The organism is Paenarthrobacter sp. 4246 (genome assembly GCF_040546855.1).
GTDB lineage: Bacteria > Actinomycetota > Actinomycetes > Actinomycetales > Micrococcaceae > Arthrobacter.
This window is the reverse complement of sequence record NZ_JBEPOP010000001.1, coordinates 535171-550648: the sequence shown is the minus strand read 5'-3', so window position 1 is coordinate 550648 and position 15478 is coordinate 535171. Positions and strand designations below refer to the sequence as shown.

The window sequence follows — 15478 nt, the reverse complement described above, 5'->3', positions numbered from 1 at the left end:
GAGATCCCACCTCCCTCGGTGCAACCATGAGCGGGACTGATCGTCTCGCCGCGGGTCGGCGCACTGAGGATAGGAACACGCATGGATTCAAGGCTCGAAGCTGTCCGCGACACCGTGTTGGCACGGAACCCGGGGGAGAAGGAATTCCACCAGGCCGTCACTGAGGTCTTCGAAAGCCTCGGCCCCGTGCACGATCGCCATCCTGAATTCCTTGAGGGCGCCGTCCTGGAGCGTCTTTGCGAACCGGAGCGTCAGATCATCTTCCGCGTCCCGTGGACCGACGACGCCGGCCGCGTCCACGTGAACCGCGGCTTCCGGGTTGAGTTCAACTCCGCGCTCGGTCCCTACAAGGGCGGGCTCCGCTTCCACCCCTCTGTGTACCTGGGAATCGTAAAGTTCCTTGGCTTTGAGCAGATCTTCAAGAATGCACTCACCGGCATGCCCATCGGTGGCGGCAAGGGCGGCTCGGACTTCGACCCCCGCGGACGTTCCGATGCCGAGATCATGCGCTTCTGCCAGTCCTTCATGACCGAGCTGTACCGGCATATCGGTGAATACACCGACGTTCCCGCCGGCGACATCGGTGTGGGCGGACGCGAGATCGGCTACCTCTTCGGCCAGTACAAGCGCATCACCAACCGCTATGAATCGGGCGTCCTCACGGGCAAGGGCATTTCGTGGGGCGGCTCCCTGGTTCGCCCCGAGGCCACCGGCTACGGCACGGTGATCTTCGCCCAGGAAATGCTCAGGACCCGGGGCCAGTCCTTTGACGGTCAGCGCGTAGTGGTCTCCGGTTCCGGCAATGTGGCTATCCATGCGATCGCCAAGGCCCAGTCCCTTGGTGCCACCGTAGTGGCCTGTTCGGATTCGGCCGGTTACATCGTGGACGAGGCGGGGATCGACGTCGCGCTCCTGAGCCGGATCAAGGAAGTGGAGCGCGGTCGCCTCACGGAGTACGCCGCGCGCCGCACCGGGGCCAGCCATGTTGCCGGCGGTTCCGTGTGGGACGTCAACGGCACCGTAGCATTGCCGTGCGCCACCCAGAACGAGCTCGACGGCGATGCTGCCGCCAAGCTGGTTAGCAATGGCCTGATCGCGGTGGCCGAAGGTGCCAACATGCCCTCCACGCGGTCCGCAGTATCCGTGTTCCAGGAAGCCGGGATCCTGTTCGGGCCGGGCAAGGCAGCCAACGCCGGCGGTGTAGCGACGTCTGCCCTGGAGATGCAGCAGAACGCCAGCCGCGACTCATGGTCCTTCGAGCACACCGAGCAGCGCCTCACCGAGATCATGGTGGGCATTCACGACCGCTGCGCCGAGACTGCCGAGCAATACGGTGCGCCCGGAAACTACGTGGTGGGTGCCAACATCGGCGGCTTCGTCAAGGTAGCCGACGCAATGCTGGCCCAGGGCCTTATCTAGCGCCGCTTACCCAACTAATAGCAGTAGAGGCCGTTTGAACGCTCAAACGGCCTCTGCTGCTACTTACATGGGTGCGGTCAGCGCTGGAGCAGCCGAACGTGGTCCGGGTTCAGGTCCGCCACCTTGCTGACCCCCAGCAGCGCCATGGTCCGGGTCATGTCCTTCTCCAGGATCTGGATGGTCCGGTCCACGCCTTCGCGTCCACCGGCCATGAGACCGTACAGGTACGCGCGGCCGATCAGGGCAAAGTCTGCGCCCAGGGCCAGGGCAGCCACGATGTCCGCGCCGCTCATGATGCCCGTGTCCAGCATGACCGCGGCCTTGCTGTTGTCCGCCTTCAGCGCCGTGGTGACCTCCGGCAGCAAGTGGAACGGGATGGGTGCGCGATCCAATTGGCGGCCACCGTGGTTTGACAGGATGATGCCGTCCGCGCCGTGGTCCACTACCCTGCGGGCGTCTTCCACGGTCTGGATGCCCTTGACCACCAGCTTGCCCTTCCAGGTTTCGCGGAGCCAGTCCAGGTCCTCGTAGGTCAGGGTGGGGTCGAACATCGAGTTGATGAGGTCGGCCACGGTGCCGGTGTAGCGCGAAAGCGACGCGAAGGTCAATGGCTCGTGCGTGAGGAAGTTGAACCACCAGGCCGGGCGGTACGACGCGTCCAGGACGGTCTTGATGGTCAGCGCCGGCGGGATGGTCATGCCGTTGCGGACATCGCGCAGGCGGGCGCCGGCAACAGCTGTGTCGACGGTGACCATGAGGGTGTCGTTCCCGGCTTTGGCGGCGCGCTCGATCAGTTCCAAGGAACGCTGGCGGTCCGTCCAGAGGTACAGCTGGAACCAGTTGCGGCCGTTCGGGGCGGCCGTGGCAACGTCCTCGATGGACGCGGTGCCCATGGTGGACAGGGTGTAGGGGATGCCCGCGGCTTCGGCGGCCTGCGAGCCGGCGTATTCACCTTCGGATTGCATCATGCGCGTGAATCCTGTGGGAGCGATGCCGAACGGCAGGCGTGATTCCTTGCCCAGGATGTCAGTGCGGAGATCGATCCTGGAGACATCGCGCAGGATGCCGGGACGGAACTCGATGTCCTGGAACGCCTGGCGGGCGCGGCGGAGGGTGATCTCTTCTTCGGCGGCACCGTCGGTGTAGTCGAAGGGTGCCTGCGGGGTGCGGCGCTTGGCCATGTCCCGCAGTTCCCAGATGGTGCTGGCGCGCTTGAGCCGCGCGGCCTTGCTGAATTCGGGCTTCTTGAACTGCATGAGCGGAGCCAGGTCGGAAACCTTGGGGACGCGGCGTTTCAGTGCCGGCGGCAGCACGACGGCGGGACGCGGCTGGGGCGGACGTGTCGCGTTTTCGTCGCTCCCGGCGTTGGCGGGCGCGGCCGTGATTTTGGGATCGAGGGTGTCGGTCATGCGGTTCTCCCTTGAATTCTGTGGTCTTACCACTGTGGTCTAACCACACTGTAATCCATGTGGTTGGACCACATCAACTAGTATTCCGTTATGCGTACCCACGAGTTGGTCCTGCAATGGATCGAGAAGCAGCTGTCCGATGGAGACCTTGCCCTCGGCGGCAGGCTCCCGGGGGAACGCGCCATGGCCGAGCAACTGAAGGTTTCCCGGACCTCCGTGCGCGAGGCAGTCCGCATCCTCGAGGCGATGGGCGTGGTCCGTGCCGGAGTGGGGTCCGGAAAGGACGCCGGGACCGTGGTCATCGCCGAGCCGGGCTCAGCGCTGGGTTCCACGCTGAGGTTGCACGTGGCCACGCGCCATCTGCCCGTGGCGGACATCGTGGAGACCCGCGTGCTGCTGGAATCGTGGGCTGCGGAACGGGCCCAGGTGGGCGTTCCGGAGCTGGAAGAAGCTGCAGAGCTGCTGGACCGGATGGACGTCGCCCCGGACATCGATACGTTCCTTGCCCTGGATGCCCGCTTCCATGTGGCGCTCGCGCAGGCTGCCGGCAACTCCGTGGTCAGCGCCATGATGGCCTCGCTCCGGGGCGCGATCGAGAACTACGCCGGTGAGCTGACCGGAAACCTGCCCGACTGGAACGCGACGTCCAGCAGGCTCCGGGCCGAGCATCGCGCCATCCTCGCCGCGGTGAACAACCACGACGGCGGCAAGGCAGCTGAGCTGGTGGCCGCGCACATCCAGGGCTTCTACAAAGAGGCCGGAGTAGGCGCAAACCCCGCACCCAAGTGACACTAAATGCCAAGGTCCGTCCGGGACGTTGGCATAAAGTATCAGCTCGCGGGCTTGAGGGCCGGTGCTGCGGTGCTCTTGCGGATCTCCATCCGCGGGGAGAATTCGTCCTGCGCCTGGACGGAGCTTTCCCCGGCCTGCTGGATCTGTTCCCGCATCCTTCGCCACGCCAGGCTGCCGAGCTCGTTGATGGGAACGGCTGCCGTTGTCAGCGGGGGAGTGGTGTATTTGGCGAACGGGATGTCATCGAAGCCCGTCACGGAGATGTCCTCCGGAACGCGCACTCCGCGCTCGTGCAGTCCACTGAGCAGCCCCATGGCCACGAGGTCGTTGAAGGCCAGAATTCCGGTGGCGCCACTGGCAATGATGGCCTCGGTGGACTCGTGGCCGGAATCGAAGTTGGATCCACCGTGGAGCATCTGCAGCTCGATCTCCGGGTGCCCGGCGCGGAACTGGTCCAGGCCCACCAGTCGTTGGCGGTTGGAGGCGCTGTGCTCGGGGCCGGAGAGGAACACGAGGCGACGGTGTCCCAGGGAGACCAGATGCTGCGCCAGTTCCTGGATGCCCTGCCCGTAGTCCACGCTCAGGCTCGGCGTGTTGGTGGCGATGGTGGTGCGGTTGATGAGGACCAAGGGGTGCAGGGTGGGTGCCAGCTCTTCAAGTTCGGCGTCGGCCATGCGGGGTGCGCAGAGGACCACGCCATCGCAGCGTCGTCGGGCTTCCCCGGCCAGGATGGCTTCCTCGCTGGTGACTTCGGAGGAATCGGCAATCAGGACGCGGTAACCATCCTGGGCGGCGGCGATGCTGAGTCCGCGGAGGATGGCCTGGAAGGTTGGATTAGCCAGATCCGGGACCACGATGCCGATGGTGTCGGTCTTTCCCAGGGCAAGGCTGCGCCCCACCGGGTTGGGCTGGTACTTCAATTCCGCTGCCGCTGTGCGAACCCGCGCCGCGATCCCGGGATCCACTGCGGCGTTACCGTTCATGACGCGTGAGACGGTGGCGTGCGAGACGCCGGCCTTCTCCGCGACATCGGCTATCCCGACGCGCCTGTTGGTGTTCCTGCGTGCCATGTGGCCCCTTCCCATTGGTCGTCTCCCGAATGCGCCGTCGTTGGAGCAGTGGTTGACGTGACCACCAGAGTCTTGATACAAAGCTTATAACGCTCTGAGAAAACGCTTTCTCATGATTCTTCCCACACGAAGCCGGGCCGTCAAGCGGTTCACTCCTGCCTTTTGAAAGGGGCATCTCTCATGGCCAACATGGTCAACGTCGACTCAGCCGAGACCCAGACCGGATCTGCCGCCACGACAACCGCGGCCGGGGGACGCAAGCGGACACGCATTGCCCTCATCGGAACAGGCGGGCGCTCGGAAATGTACATCCGGGCCATCTACGGGCAGCACGCGGACGTCGCGGAACTTATCGCCCTCTCCGACGTCAACCAGGGCCGCGTGGACTTCTACCAGGAACTCATCAAGGAACTTGGCGGTACAGAGCCTGTGGCATCGTTCGAGCCCGGCCAGCTCACCGGCTTCATCCAGTCCAACGACATCGAGCGCGTCATCGTGACCACGCCCGACTACACCCATGCGGACTACATCGTTGAGGCGCTCCAGGCGGGTGCCGACGTCGTGGTTGAAAAGCCGCTGACGATTGACCTTGACGGATGCCGCCGTATTACGGAAGCCGTGGCGAAGACCGGCAAGAACGTGGTGGTGACGTTCAACTACCGCTACTCGCCGCGCAACAGCGCGCTCAAGGAAGTCATCCAGAACGGCGTGATCGGCAAGGTGACGTCCATCGACTTCAGCTGGGTCCTGGACACCGTGCACGGCGCGGACTACTTCCGCCGCTGGCACCGTGAAAAGAAGAACTCCGGCGGCCTGCTCATCCACAAGGCCTCCCACCACTTCGACCTGGTTAACTGGTGGATCAACGATGTTCCGGAGCGCGTCTTTGCCTCCGGTGGTCTACGGTTCTACGGCGACAAGAACGCTGCAGAGCGTGGCCTGGGAGCCCGTCCGGAGCGCGGCACCGTTGATGGCCTTGGGCACGATCCCTTCCGTCTGGACATGCGCGACGACGAGCGCCTGAAGGCCCTGTACTACGACAACGAAAAGTTTGACGGCTACATCCGTGACCAGGACGTCTTCACCGAGGGCATCACCATCGAGGACAACCTGGCCCTCGTGGTGGACTACCAGGGCGGCCCGACGCTGAGCTACTCCCTCAACGCCCACAGCCCGTGGGAAGGCTACCGCGTCACCGTCAACGGCACCGAAGGCCGGGCGGAACTCGAAGTGGTGGAACGCGCCGCCGTCGAGTCCAGCACGGACAAGAAGACCGTGGTGGACCCGAGCGCCACTCCCATCGAGGAAGAGGATGCCGTCCGCCGCAACGGAGAACGCCTGGTGGTCCAGCGCCACTGGGAAGCTGCCTACGAAGTTCCGATCGTCAACGGCGAGGGCGGCCACGGCGGCGGTGACAACCTGCTGCTCTCGGACCTCTTCAACGGTCCCGGCATTGATCCCCTGGGCCGTCCGTCCGGATACATCGACGGACTGCGCTCCGTGTCGGTGGGCATCGCCGGTAACCAGTCCCTGGACACCGACCTCCCCGTCCGCATCAGCGAACTTGGCCTCGGCGCCGACCTCAGCCGCAGCCAGGCCTGACCGGTTCACTACCAAGCAAGGACAAGACTATGAGCAGGATTTTCGTCACCGGAGGCTCCGGTCGCCTGGGACGCAGCGTTGTGGCCGGACTGGCAGACGCCGGCCACAAGGTGATCTCGGTGGACCGGGACGCCATCCCCGCAGAGCAACTGCCCGCCGGAGCCGAGCAGTACACCGCTGATCTTTTGGCGCCGGGGGAAGCGGAGCGGCTCATCCGCGAAACAGCGCCCGACGCCGTCATCCACCTCGCTGCTATTGCCGTACCTTTCAGCGCACCCGAGGACGTCATTTTCAGCACGAACACCCGCCTCGCCTACGCGGTGGTCGGTGCCGCTACCGAAGCGGGCGTCCCGAAGATCGTGACGGCGTCCAGCCCCACCGCCCTGGGCTATGGCTCACCGGCCGGGTGGCTGCCGCCGTCGTTCCCTCTGAACGAGCAGACGCCGCCCAAGCCGTGGAACGCCTATGCGTTGTCCAAGCTGATCGCCGAGCAGACCGTGCAGATGTTCGCCGCAGCACAGGGCGACAAGATCCGGTACGCGGCTTTCCGCCCGTGCTACGTCCTGTCCCCGGAGGAATGGGAAGGCGCCCTCACACAACAGGGGCACACCATCCGGCAGCGCCTGGACGATCCCGCACTGTCCGCACCGGCACTGTTCAACTATGTGGACGCACGGGATGTGGCCGACTTCCTGGACGTGCTGTTGGAGAAGATGGACAGCATCCCCAACGGCCAGGTCTTCTTTGTTGGTGCCAAGGATGCCTTGGCTACAGCGCCCCTGGCGGAATTGTTCCCGCGCTTCCTTCCGGGCAGCGGACCCCTCACTGAACACCTGACCGGCACCAGCCCGGCGTTCTCCATCGACAAAGCCCGCGAGCTCCTCGGTTGGGAACCCAAGCGTTCGTGGCGCACCGAACTCACGCCGCCGTACGAAGGCGCGGACACCGCATCTGACCAAGAGAACCACGCCGGCCTGGTCCCGGCGGGAACAACCAAGGAGACACCATGAACTTCGACGGCGTACTGTTCTTCCCCGTCACTCCCTTCGCTGAAGACGGCACCGTGGATGTGGCGTTGCTGAAGGAGCACATCACCTCCCGCCTGCCGTTCGGCCCGGGCGGTGTCTTCCCAGCCTGCGGTACCGGTGAATTCCATGCGCTCTCCATCGATGAGATCCGCACCGTGGTGACCGCCGCCGTCGAGGCTGTTGCTGGAGCTGTTCCCGTCGTCTCCGGTGCCGGTGGACCCCTGGGTCACGCCATCGCGGCAGCCAAAGTGGCCGAGGAAGCCGGCGCGGATGCCCTCCTGGTCCTCCCGCCCTACCTAGTGACCGGTCCTACCGATGGTGTGGTGGCGTACGTCGAAGCCATCGCGGCCGCCAGCAGCCTGCCGGTGATCGTGTACCACCGTGGAACGGCCAAGTTCACCGCCGAGGCCATCACGCGCCTCACCGCCAACCCGAAGGTGGTTGGCTTCAAGGACGGAATTGGCGACGTCGGCCTGGCCCAGGAAATCGTCTCCGCGATCAACGCCAGCGGCCGCACCGACTTCGCCCTGTTCAATGGCCTGCTGACCGCAGAGCTGACCCAGGGCGCCTACCGCGGCCTGGGCATCCCGCTTTACTCCTCGGCAGCGTTTGCGATGGCCCCGGAAATCGCCAAGGCCTATTACGACGCGTACATGTCCGGTGATGAAGAGCGCCGCCACGCCCTGCTGGAGGGTTTCTACGCTCCGCTGGTCCGGCTCCGCGACCAAACCCCGGGCTTTGGCGTTTCCCTCATCAAGGCCGGGCTGCGCCTCGCTGGCCTGCCCGTCGGCCCGGTCCGTCCTCCGCTGGTGGACCCCAGTGAAGAACAACTGCTGGAGCTCAAGTCCATTCTGGCCAAGGGCCACGAGCTGGCCGGCAGCTGATGGCGGCCCGCATTACGGGCCTCACCACCCGGCTGATCACGGTCCCGCTGCTGCGCAGCTGGGGTGCCGAGGCGCCCGAGAACCACGTGATCGTCACCGAGCTGACTACAGACGACGGCGGCGCGGGCCACGGTTTCTCATGGACACCCACCATTGGTCCCCAAGCGGTCAAAGCCCTTCTGGATTACGACATTGCGCCGTTCATCCTTGGCCTCGAAGCGAACCCGGAGATCGTGTGGGACCAGCTCTGGAAGCGGCTGCATGAAGCCGGCGGGGGAGGGCTCACCACCATCGCGATGGCCGGCGTGGACTTGGCCCTGTGGGACCTGAAAGCACGTCATGCCGGCACCTCGGTCACAGGTCTATTGGGCCAGCGCCGGGAATCGGTGGAGCTCTATGGCTCCGGCGTGAACCTGCATTACACCCTGGATCAGCTCGTGGAGCAGGCGCATCGATGGGTTGCTGCCGGGCATAACGCCGTGAAGATCAAGGTGGGCAAGCCCGATCTCCGGGAAGATGCCGAACGCGTTGCCGCGGTCAGGCAAGTCATCGGCCCGGACCGGTTGCTCATGATCGACGCCAACCAGCGTTGGGATCTGGCCCATACCTTCCGTGCCTTGGACGTTTTGGGGGAGTACGGACTGGAATGGCTGGAAGAACCGATCCGGGCCGACGACCTCTGGGCTTACCGGCGTCTGCGCAAGCACTCTCCAGTCCCCATTGCCCTGGGGGAAAACGTCCACACCATCTACCGTTTCCGCGACTTCATCGAAGCCGAAGCCGTGGACATCATCCAGCCCAACATCGTCCGGGTGGGCGGCATTACGCCGTTCCGCAGGATCGCTGAGTTGGCCCGGGCCAACAGCATCAGGGTGGCGCCGCACCTGCTTCCGGAGCTCTCAGGGCAGCTGGCGCTCACCCTTGCCGAAACCGTGAGCGTGGAGGACGTGGAAGACGCGTCGTTCGAACAACTCGGAATACTGTCTGGGCCTTCGCCGGTACGGATCACCAACAGCAACGGCCAGAGCACCCTGAGCAGCACAGGCCGCCCCGGACTGGGCTTTGAGTTCGCCGGAAAGCCCACGCCGCCGCTGCCCGCATCTGAGAGCGCCGCCACTGAGAGTAAAGGAAACCGCATTGAGTACAGCAACTCTTGACCTGACAGCCATCACCGCCGCAGCCACCGAAGCCGCAAAGGTGACCGCAGCAGCTTCCGACGCCGAGCGCGCAGCCTGGCTGACCGCCGTCGCCGACGCCCTGGACGCCAACGTCACCGAACTGGTGGCCATCGCCGATTCCGAGACGAGCCTGGGCACCGTCCGGCTCACCGGGGAGGTGGCCAGGACCAGTGGCCAGCTGAGGCTGTTCGCCACCGTGATCACCGAGGGTTCCTACCTCGAAGCCGTGATCGACCACGCCGACCCGGACTCCACCCCGCCCAAGCCCGACCTGCGCCGCATCCTGCGTCCGATCGGTCCGGTGGCCGTGTTCTCGGCGTCGAACTTCCCGTTCGCTTTCTCCGTGGCCGGTGGCGACACCGCCTCCGCGCTGGCAGTGGGGTGCCCGGTGATCGTCAAGGCGCACTCGGGGCACCTTCGCCTTTCCGAGCGCACCGCCGGGATTGTCAGCGAAGCCCTGGCCGAGGCCGGAGCTCCGGAGGGGATCTTCGCCCTGGTCAGCGGCCGCGAGGCAGGCACAGCCCTGGTCCAGGACCCCGCCATCAAGGCCGTTGGCTTCACCGGTTCCATTCCCGGTGGGCGCGCACTGTTTGACCTCGCGGCCTCCCGTCCGGAGCCGATTCCCTTCTACGGTGAGCTCGGCAGCCTGAACCCCGTGGTCATCACTGCGGATGCCTTGGCCGAACGTGGCCAGCAGCTCGCGGCAGGCCTTGCCGGCTCGTTCACGATGGGTGCCGGCCAGTTCTGCACCAAGCCGGGACTCGTGTTCATCCCCGCCGGTACTGACTTCGCCTCGCACCTGGCCGAGGCCAGCAAGGACAAGCCCACCGCTGCCATGCTCACCGAGCGCATTGCCGAGGCATACCCGGACGGACTCCGTAATGTCGCAGACCAGCCGGGTGTCGCCGTCGTCAGTGGCACTGTGCAGCAAGACAGCCTGGCCGATGGCGCCGCACCCGTGGTGTTCTCCACCAGTGCAGCCAATGTGCTGGAACGCCCCGAAGAGCTGTTGGAGGAGTGCTTCGGCCCCACCACGCTGCTCATCGAGTACGCCAACCAGGAGGAACTGTCCGCGGCCCTGGCAAAGGTTCCGGGCAGCCTCACGGGCACGGTGCACGCGGAACCGGGCGAAGACGTATCTGCACTCGTGGAGCAGCTCAGCGGTTTGGCTGGCAGGGTCCTGTTTGACGGCTGGCCCACAGGTGTTGCCGTGAACTGGGCCCAGCAGCACGGCGGCCCGTACCCGGCCACCACATCGCTTTTCACCTCCGTGGGCGCTACCGCTGTACGCCGCTTCCAGCGTCCGGTGGCCTACCAGGATGCTCCGGAGACTGTCCTGCACCCGGCCCTGCGCGACGCCAACCCGCTGGGCATCCCGCGGCGCGTGGACGGCGTGCTGACGCTCAGCTAACCCACCCCCCGCGCCCAAACCAAGTAACAGCAAACGTCGCTATGAGGGCTCATAGCGACGTTTGCTGTTACTGGTTGGGTAGGTGCTACGGGCGCAGTGTCAGTGGACGACGGCGGCCGTCCACGTCGGTGGTCGGCCACCGGTCGTCGGTGGTCAGGACGCGCACGCCGGAATCCGTGAGCAGGACAGTGTCCTCGATCTTCACACCAGGCCCGGACGGGTTCCACGTGAAGGGCTGGTTGAGCACCACCGTGTCCGTGACCTCTGCGGTGACCCGGGGATCGCGGCCTGCATAACCGGCCGGCCCGCCCTGATGGTGCAACGTCCACTGATCCTCGCCGAAGCCATGCCGCGCGTAAGCCAGCTTGATCTCCGCGAAGATCTCATTGAGCCGGGCTCCGGGGACCGTGGCACGGAGGATGTCGGCCTCCACGGCAGCTATCCGGGCCTCGGCGTCGAGCTCCCGGGGCGTCCCGGCGTCGAACGCCACCCACCGGGTTACGTTGGCAACCAAGCCGTTCCGGCGGGCGCACACCACCGCCATGGCGCGCCGTCCGATGGGGGAGTGAGTGGCCAGCGGATGGCGGAAGTCGCTGCGGGAAGCACCGTTGCAGAGGAGGACCAGCGGCTCGGCGCCCACAGCAACAATCCGCGCGGCCAGGTTCGAGACGAGTTGGAACTCCGTCGTCTCCGGGGTTGCCGCGGTGAGGACATCCGTCAGGGCAGCGGCGGCATCAGCGGACAGCTCGGCATAACGGACAGCCTCGGCCGGGAGCAGTTCCTGGCGGGCCGCGCGCAGTTCAGCGGTGACGGCGGCTTCCACCAAAGGGTCACCATCAACGGCAAGCCCGGCTGCCGCCGCATGCAGTTGACCATGCCACGGCACGGCGTGAAGGCTGACGCAGCCGGGCAATTCCTCGGCAGCGATGCGCCCGGCCTCGTTGTTGAACGTCACCAGGTGGTCGCCGTCGCGGTCCACCAAGAGGGCTGCGACGGGGTCGCCGGCCAGGCTGATGTGGACGCGGCTCCCGTCCAGGTACCAGGTGAGCGCTGTGTTGGTGGTCAGAAGGAGCGAGTCGCGGCCTGCGGCGTCCAGGATGTCCAACACGCGGCGGCGCTTCACTGCGCGGTCTGCGGTGTTGCCGGGTGCCGTGCGGGCTGTTGCCGGTGCGCTCGCCGGCGTCGATGCCAGTGTTGGTGCCTGACGGGCCAAGGGCGTGGATTGAGTAGGCGTGGTCATGCCGGTTCCCCCAAAGGTGAGATGAGTTGTTCTATGTCTTGTGTTGCCAGGAAGCCGTCCGTGACGAGCACGGTGACTGTTCGGTGGACTGGGTTGCCGGGTTCGGCTGCTACCGGGCCGTCCCAGGCCAGGGAAAGCCCGACGCCGGGATAGCCCAACTGCCGCACGAACCACGGGTCCGGCGCCTGCGGTGAGGCAAGGAACACCAGCGTTGCCGGGTGCCCCAACCCGGGGTCGCCGGTGACGTGCGCGGCGCCGGCCGTTCCGGCGTCGAAGGTTCCCGACCACGCCAACCATGGCGCCGCGGTGCCGTGAACAGCGTCCTCGCCGCGAAAATCGGGGGTCCAGATGGTGGCATCGTTGACTTTCGGCAGCCGCCAGAAGAAGCCTCCGTAACCACCCTGCGGTCGCCCGTTGGAACCCGGGCTGCCCAGCAGCACCGGACGTCCCGTGGCAGATTCCAGCAGGAAGTCCAGCGTCAGCTTCCACGCTGAATGCCCGACGGCGGCCCAGCGCCATTCGCGCTGTTCGCGGAGTACTGGTGATCCGTCGGGACCGAGCCAGCTCAACTGTTCGCGCCGTTGTCCGTCGGAGTGGTCAACGGACTCCGTGACGATGTGGCCGTGGTCCTTTCGCCAGACGTAGGCGCCGGCGTCCCGGGTGTAGGTGCGGCCACCCCAGAAGTTGATGCCGTCCACGTCCTGGATGGCGACGCCCGCGCCCAGATGCCACACGTGGTCTTCCGGGACGTGATCCGTCACTACGGTTCCCGCGAGGGTTCGCACGGGGTGCAGGTAAGGGCGGGGTGACGACGTGGGGCGGATGCGGGCTCCGTCCTGAAGCGTTGCGACGGGGATGCCAGCGACACGGAATTCCGCCACGTCTGAGGGGGCCGCCGCGGATTCCGCCCACGGCGCTCCGAGTTCAGCAAACGTGGCTTGCCCCAACGCTGCCCGGCGGATCAACGATTCGATGCCGTGCACCACGGGGTGGGCGTCGTCGCCCTCGCCTTCCCACGTGACGTAATCCGGATGAATCAGCCGGGGAGCCCCTGCTGTGCGGATCGCCTCGAGCACGGACACATACGCGCCGACGCCACTGAGGGGGCTGAGGAGATCCTCCTCGCTGCTGGCGGACAGCAGGTTCTCCAGCAGGTCGGCCCGTCCGAAAATCTCGGTCCGGACACCATGGGGCGTGGTGATCTCAACGCGGTCCTCGGTATAGAAGAGCGTCAGCTGCCCCAACGTGCCGTAGATGGTGACTGCAGGCGCCGACTGCACAGGTGCGCACAACGTCAGGGCGCACGTCAGCACGGTGCCTCCCGGGAAACCGGTGCTGCTTGTAGTTCGAACCCTTACTACTGAGGTGTCGTCACTCTCGGTATCATTGGCGCGGTATAGGTCTGTCTCCACGGAGGCAACGTCCGAAACTGTTCGTGCCCCGGCAAGCCGCAGCCCCGTCGCCACAGCGTGTGCCAAGGCGTTGGTGACCACGCCGTCCACCACGTCGGTCCCGTTCAGGCTGCGCTTGCCGGCCCAACGGGAACGCTTGAAGTAGGACTGGGTCCTCAGCCACAAACCTGTTGCGCTGAGGCCGCGGACCTCACCAATTTCTCCGGCGGCCACCAGTGCTTCAATGGCGGGGAGGGCCTCGGAGCCAAGGCTCTGGAACCCCACCTGCACCAGGCGCCCGGCGCTCGCTGCCGCTGCCATGACCTCCTGGTATTGCTCCATGGAAGCCACCGGGGGCTTTTCCAGGTATACGTTGGCGCCGGCCTCGAGTGCCGCCAGGGCCAGGGGCGCATGCGTTTGGATCGGCGTGGAAATGATCACGACATCCGGCGAGGTGCCTGCCGCCAACAGCTCGTCGAGGGAAGGGAAAACCCTCACTTCGGCGCCAAGTTTCCCTTCGGCGGGAGGACGCGGATCGGCGACGGCCACCAGGTCCAGTGCGCCGGCAGCAGCCAGCCGATCCAAGTTGGCGAGATGCCGTTCGCCGAAGCCATGGACACCCACCAGTGCGACACGGGGGAGCCGGGAGTGAAGCTCCGCAGCGGAGGCTGTTAAGGGCTGGGTCATGAGGCTGTCCTAGTGAGGTCAGATGTGGGGGAACTGCCGGAGGGGATGGGTTTCAGGGCCTCTGCAAGGAAGGTCGCGGCCTCGTCCTGCATGGCACGGGTAAAGACATGGGGTTCCTGCCAAAGACTGCCGGTGTAGCGGGTGGGCAGGTGCTCAACCAGGTGTTGGTGGGCATCGCGCATTCCCTGTTCCGGGAAAAGCTGGTCACCCATGCCGTATTGGACCAGGACGGTGGCGTTGGAGCGCACGGCCAGGTCCGGCCAGTCCCCCAGCTTCGCGAGGCCGGGGGAGTGCAGCAACCACGAGTGGGCATCCAGGTACGCCGGCAGCAGCGAGCCAAAGGTGGTCATCATGCACGTCACCACGTAGCTGCGGATCAGGGGACTCAAGGCAGCGAGCATCATGGCACGTCCGCCTCCGCCGGAGAACCCGAGGCAGCCGAGCCGTCCGGAATCCACCCCTGGGAGCGTCGCGAGGATGCCCAGCGCGGCAAGGTCGTCATGCGCTACGGTTCCGGCGACGCTGCTGCCCAACAGCGTTGCGGCCTTGGCCACGGTTTCCTCATGGGCAGCTGCGGCCGCGTTGTACTGTTCCGCTGCGGATGGTTCGACGCCGGACTCCCGCCAGAGTGCCCGCTGGCCGTTGACGGCGGTGGCGGTCCGCCAGGGCAGGGTGTCCAGGCCAAAGCCCCGGCTTCCCCACATGAAGGTGTCGTGGGCCAACACTGCGAAGCCCTGCTGCGCCATCCAGGTGGCGAGTGCGCGGCCGTCATAGAGTTTCTTTCGCAGCTCGGCCGGGATAGGGCCAAAGGGGAGCAGCGCCTGGCCGGAGCCGCCCGCGGTGGAGGCGCCACCGTCGTGTACTTCTTTATTGGCCGGGATGGACACGAGCCGCTCCGCACCGTAGGCCTTGACTCCGCCATGGCAGTGCAGGGCGAGAACTCCGGGCAGCGGGCCGGTTTCCCCGGCGGGCCGGACGAACCAGGCCGATGTCCTCGGCCCAAAGCCCAACTGCCATGACAAGTGGGAGGTGGTGACGTCGTCGTTCACTGTTTCGGAGTGCACCGTGTACTCAAGGTCCGGTGTCACGGAAGGAACGCCAAGTGTGTCGGCCAGCTCCTGGGCGGCCGGAGAAGCCGCGTTGAAGCGATGGCGGACGGCGTAGTCCGGCCAGTCTTCGTAGCGCGTCAATGCGCTGGGGCGGATGGGCGTATCTTCCATGTCAGCCGCGCTCATGGCAGGGGCAGTCGGTGGGAAACAATGGTGTCCTGCCTTTTCGATGCGTCAAGGTGTGCGGGGGCGCACGCCGGGCCTCTTCAGCGTGGGGAAATCGGATGGGGCGGCTTCGTCAGAAAACGCTTTCTCAAA

General features: G+C 65.9%; 12 protein-coding genes. 7 read left to right on the top strand and 5 right to left on the bottom strand.

The window, feature by feature from the left end; all coding sequences use genetic code 11:
* Positions 1 to 81 precede the first annotated feature (81 nt).
* Positions 82 to 1419, top strand: coding sequence for an NADP-specific glutamate dehydrogenase (gene gdhA, locus ABIE35_RS02510; RefSeq protein ID WP_354512286.1), 1338 nt, complete (start codon positions 82 to 84; stop codon positions 1417 to 1419).
* A 77-nt stretch (positions 1420 to 1496) separates the two neighbouring features.
* Here the strand turns inward: gdhA and ABIE35_RS02505 are convergent, their stop codons facing one another.
* Positions 1497 to 2828 carry an alpha-hydroxy acid oxidase gene (locus tag ABIE35_RS02505; RefSeq protein ID WP_354512285.1) on the bottom strand — a complete coding sequence of 444 codons (1332 nt, stop codon included), beginning with the start codon at positions 2826 to 2828 and terminating at the stop codon, positions 1497 to 1499.
* A gap of 90 nt (positions 2829 to 2918) precedes the next feature.
* Between ABIE35_RS02505 and ABIE35_RS02500 the strand changes: the two genes are divergently transcribed.
* Positions 2919 to 3617 (top strand): FadR/GntR family transcriptional regulator, encoded by a 699-nt coding sequence (locus tag ABIE35_RS02500; protein ID WP_354512284.1) that lies wholly within the window; start codon positions 2919 to 2921, stop codon positions 3615 to 3617.
* Positions 3618 to 3658: 41 nt separating this feature from the next.
* Here the strand turns inward: ABIE35_RS02500 and ABIE35_RS02495 are convergent, their stop codons facing one another.
* A complete protein-coding gene (locus ABIE35_RS02495) occupies positions 3659 to 4690 on the bottom strand; it encodes a LacI family DNA-binding transcriptional regulator (protein WP_354512283.1) in 1032 nt (343 codons plus the stop codon).
* A gap of 189 nt (positions 4691 to 4879) precedes the next feature.
* On the opposite strand from ABIE35_RS02495, the gene ABIE35_RS02490 reads away from it, so the two are divergent.
* The 5 genes from ABIE35_RS02490 to ABIE35_RS02470 are packed head-to-tail and all read left to right on the top strand — an operon-like array spanning position 4880 to position 10793.
* Positions 4880 to 6292, top strand: coding sequence for a Gfo/Idh/MocA family protein (locus ABIE35_RS02490; protein ID WP_354512356.1), 1413 nt, complete (start codon positions 4880 to 4882; stop codon positions 6290 to 6292).
* Positions 6293 to 6321: 29 nt separating this feature from the next.
* Positions 6322 to 7302 (top strand): NAD-dependent epimerase/dehydratase family protein, encoded by a 981-nt coding sequence (locus tag ABIE35_RS02485; RefSeq protein WP_354512282.1) that lies wholly within the window; start codon positions 6322 to 6324, stop codon positions 7300 to 7302.
* The gene (locus tag ABIE35_RS02480; RefSeq protein WP_354512281.1) at positions 7299 to 8204 is read left to right on the top strand and encodes a 5-dehydro-4-deoxyglucarate dehydratase; all 906 of its coding nucleotides are present in this window, start codon (positions 7299 to 7301) and stop codon (positions 8202 to 8204) included. Before ABIE35_RS02485 ends, ABIE35_RS02480 begins: the two co-directional genes overlap by 4 nt.
* On the top strand, positions 8204 to 9361 hold the full coding sequence (locus ABIE35_RS02475) for a mandelate racemase/muconate lactonizing enzyme family protein (RefSeq protein ID WP_354512280.1): 1158 nt from the start codon (positions 8204 to 8206) through the stop codon (positions 9359 to 9361). Before ABIE35_RS02480 ends, ABIE35_RS02475 begins: the two co-directional genes overlap by 1 nt.
* On the top strand, positions 9342 to 10793 hold the full coding sequence (locus tag ABIE35_RS02470) for an aldehyde dehydrogenase (NADP(+)) (RefSeq protein WP_354512279.1): 1452 nt from the start codon (positions 9342 to 9344) through the stop codon (positions 10791 to 10793). The genes ABIE35_RS02475 and ABIE35_RS02470 overlap by 20 nt, the downstream gene beginning before the upstream one ends.
* Positions 10794 to 10878: 85 nt before the next feature.
* Here ABIE35_RS02470 and ABIE35_RS02465 read toward each other — a convergent pair whose 3' ends face one another.
* Genes ABIE35_RS02465 through ABIE35_RS02455 form a run of 3 tightly spaced genes read right to left on the bottom strand, consistent with a single transcriptional unit; the run spans position 10879 to position 15346 of the window.
* Positions 10879 to 12033 (bottom strand): M24 family metallopeptidase, encoded by a 1155-nt coding sequence (locus tag ABIE35_RS02465; RefSeq protein ID WP_354512278.1) that lies wholly within the window; start codon positions 12031 to 12033, stop codon positions 10879 to 10881.
* Complete coding sequence (locus ABIE35_RS02460; protein ID WP_354512277.1) at positions 12030 to 14111, bottom strand: DUF6807 family protein; 2082 nt, start codon at positions 14109 to 14111, stop codon at positions 12030 to 12032. The genes ABIE35_RS02465 and ABIE35_RS02460 overlap by 4 nt, the downstream gene beginning before the upstream one ends.
* On the bottom strand, positions 14108 to 15346 hold the full coding sequence (locus ABIE35_RS02455) for a dienelactone hydrolase family protein (RefSeq protein WP_354512276.1): 1239 nt from the start codon (positions 15344 to 15346) through the stop codon (positions 14108 to 14110). Before ABIE35_RS02455 ends, ABIE35_RS02460 begins: the two co-directional genes overlap by 4 nt.
* Positions 15347 to 15478 lie beyond the last annotated feature (132 nt).

What these genes read in the sequence shown, in the direction of transcription:
- gdhA (WP_354512286.1), top strand. Translation starts at nt 82, where the DNA reads ATGGATTCAAGGCTCGAAGCTGTCCGCGACACCGTGTTGGCACGGAAC.
- ABIE35_RS02505 (WP_354512285.1), bottom strand. Translation starts at nt 2,828, where the DNA reads ATGACCGACACCCTCGATCCCAAAATCACGGCCGCGCCCGCCAACGCC.
- ABIE35_RS02500 (WP_354512284.1), top strand. Translation starts at nt 2,919, where the DNA reads ATGCGTACCCACGAGTTGGTCCTGCAATGGATCGAGAAGCAGCTGTCC.
- ABIE35_RS02495 (WP_354512283.1), bottom strand. Translation starts at nt 4,690, where the DNA reads ATGGCACGCAGGAACACCAACAGGCGCGTCGGGATAGCCGATGTCGCG.
- ABIE35_RS02490 (WP_354512356.1), top strand. Translation starts at nt 4,880, where the DNA reads ATGGTCAACGTCGACTCAGCCGAGACCCAGACCGGATCTGCCGCCACG.
- ABIE35_RS02485 (WP_354512282.1), top strand. Translation starts at nt 6,322, where the DNA reads ATGAGCAGGATTTTCGTCACCGGAGGCTCCGGTCGCCTGGGACGCAGC.
- ABIE35_RS02480 (WP_354512281.1), top strand. Translation starts at nt 7,299, where the DNA reads ATGAACTTCGACGGCGTACTGTTCTTCCCCGTCACTCCCTTCGCTGAA.
- ABIE35_RS02475 (WP_354512280.1), top strand. Translation starts at nt 8,204, where the DNA reads ATGGCGGCCCGCATTACGGGCCTCACCACCCGGCTGATCACGGTCCCG.
- ABIE35_RS02465 (WP_354512278.1), bottom strand. Translation starts at nt 12,033, where the DNA reads ATGACCACGCCTACTCAATCCACGCCCTTGGCCCGTCAGGCACCAACA.
- ABIE35_RS02460 (WP_354512277.1), bottom strand. Translation starts at nt 14,111, where the DNA reads ATGACCCAGCCCTTAACAGCCTCCGCTGCGGAGCTTCACTCCCGGCTC.
- ABIE35_RS02455 (WP_354512276.1), bottom strand. Translation starts at nt 15,346, where the DNA reads ATGAGCGCGGCTGACATGGAAGATACGCCCATCCGCCCCAGCGCATTG.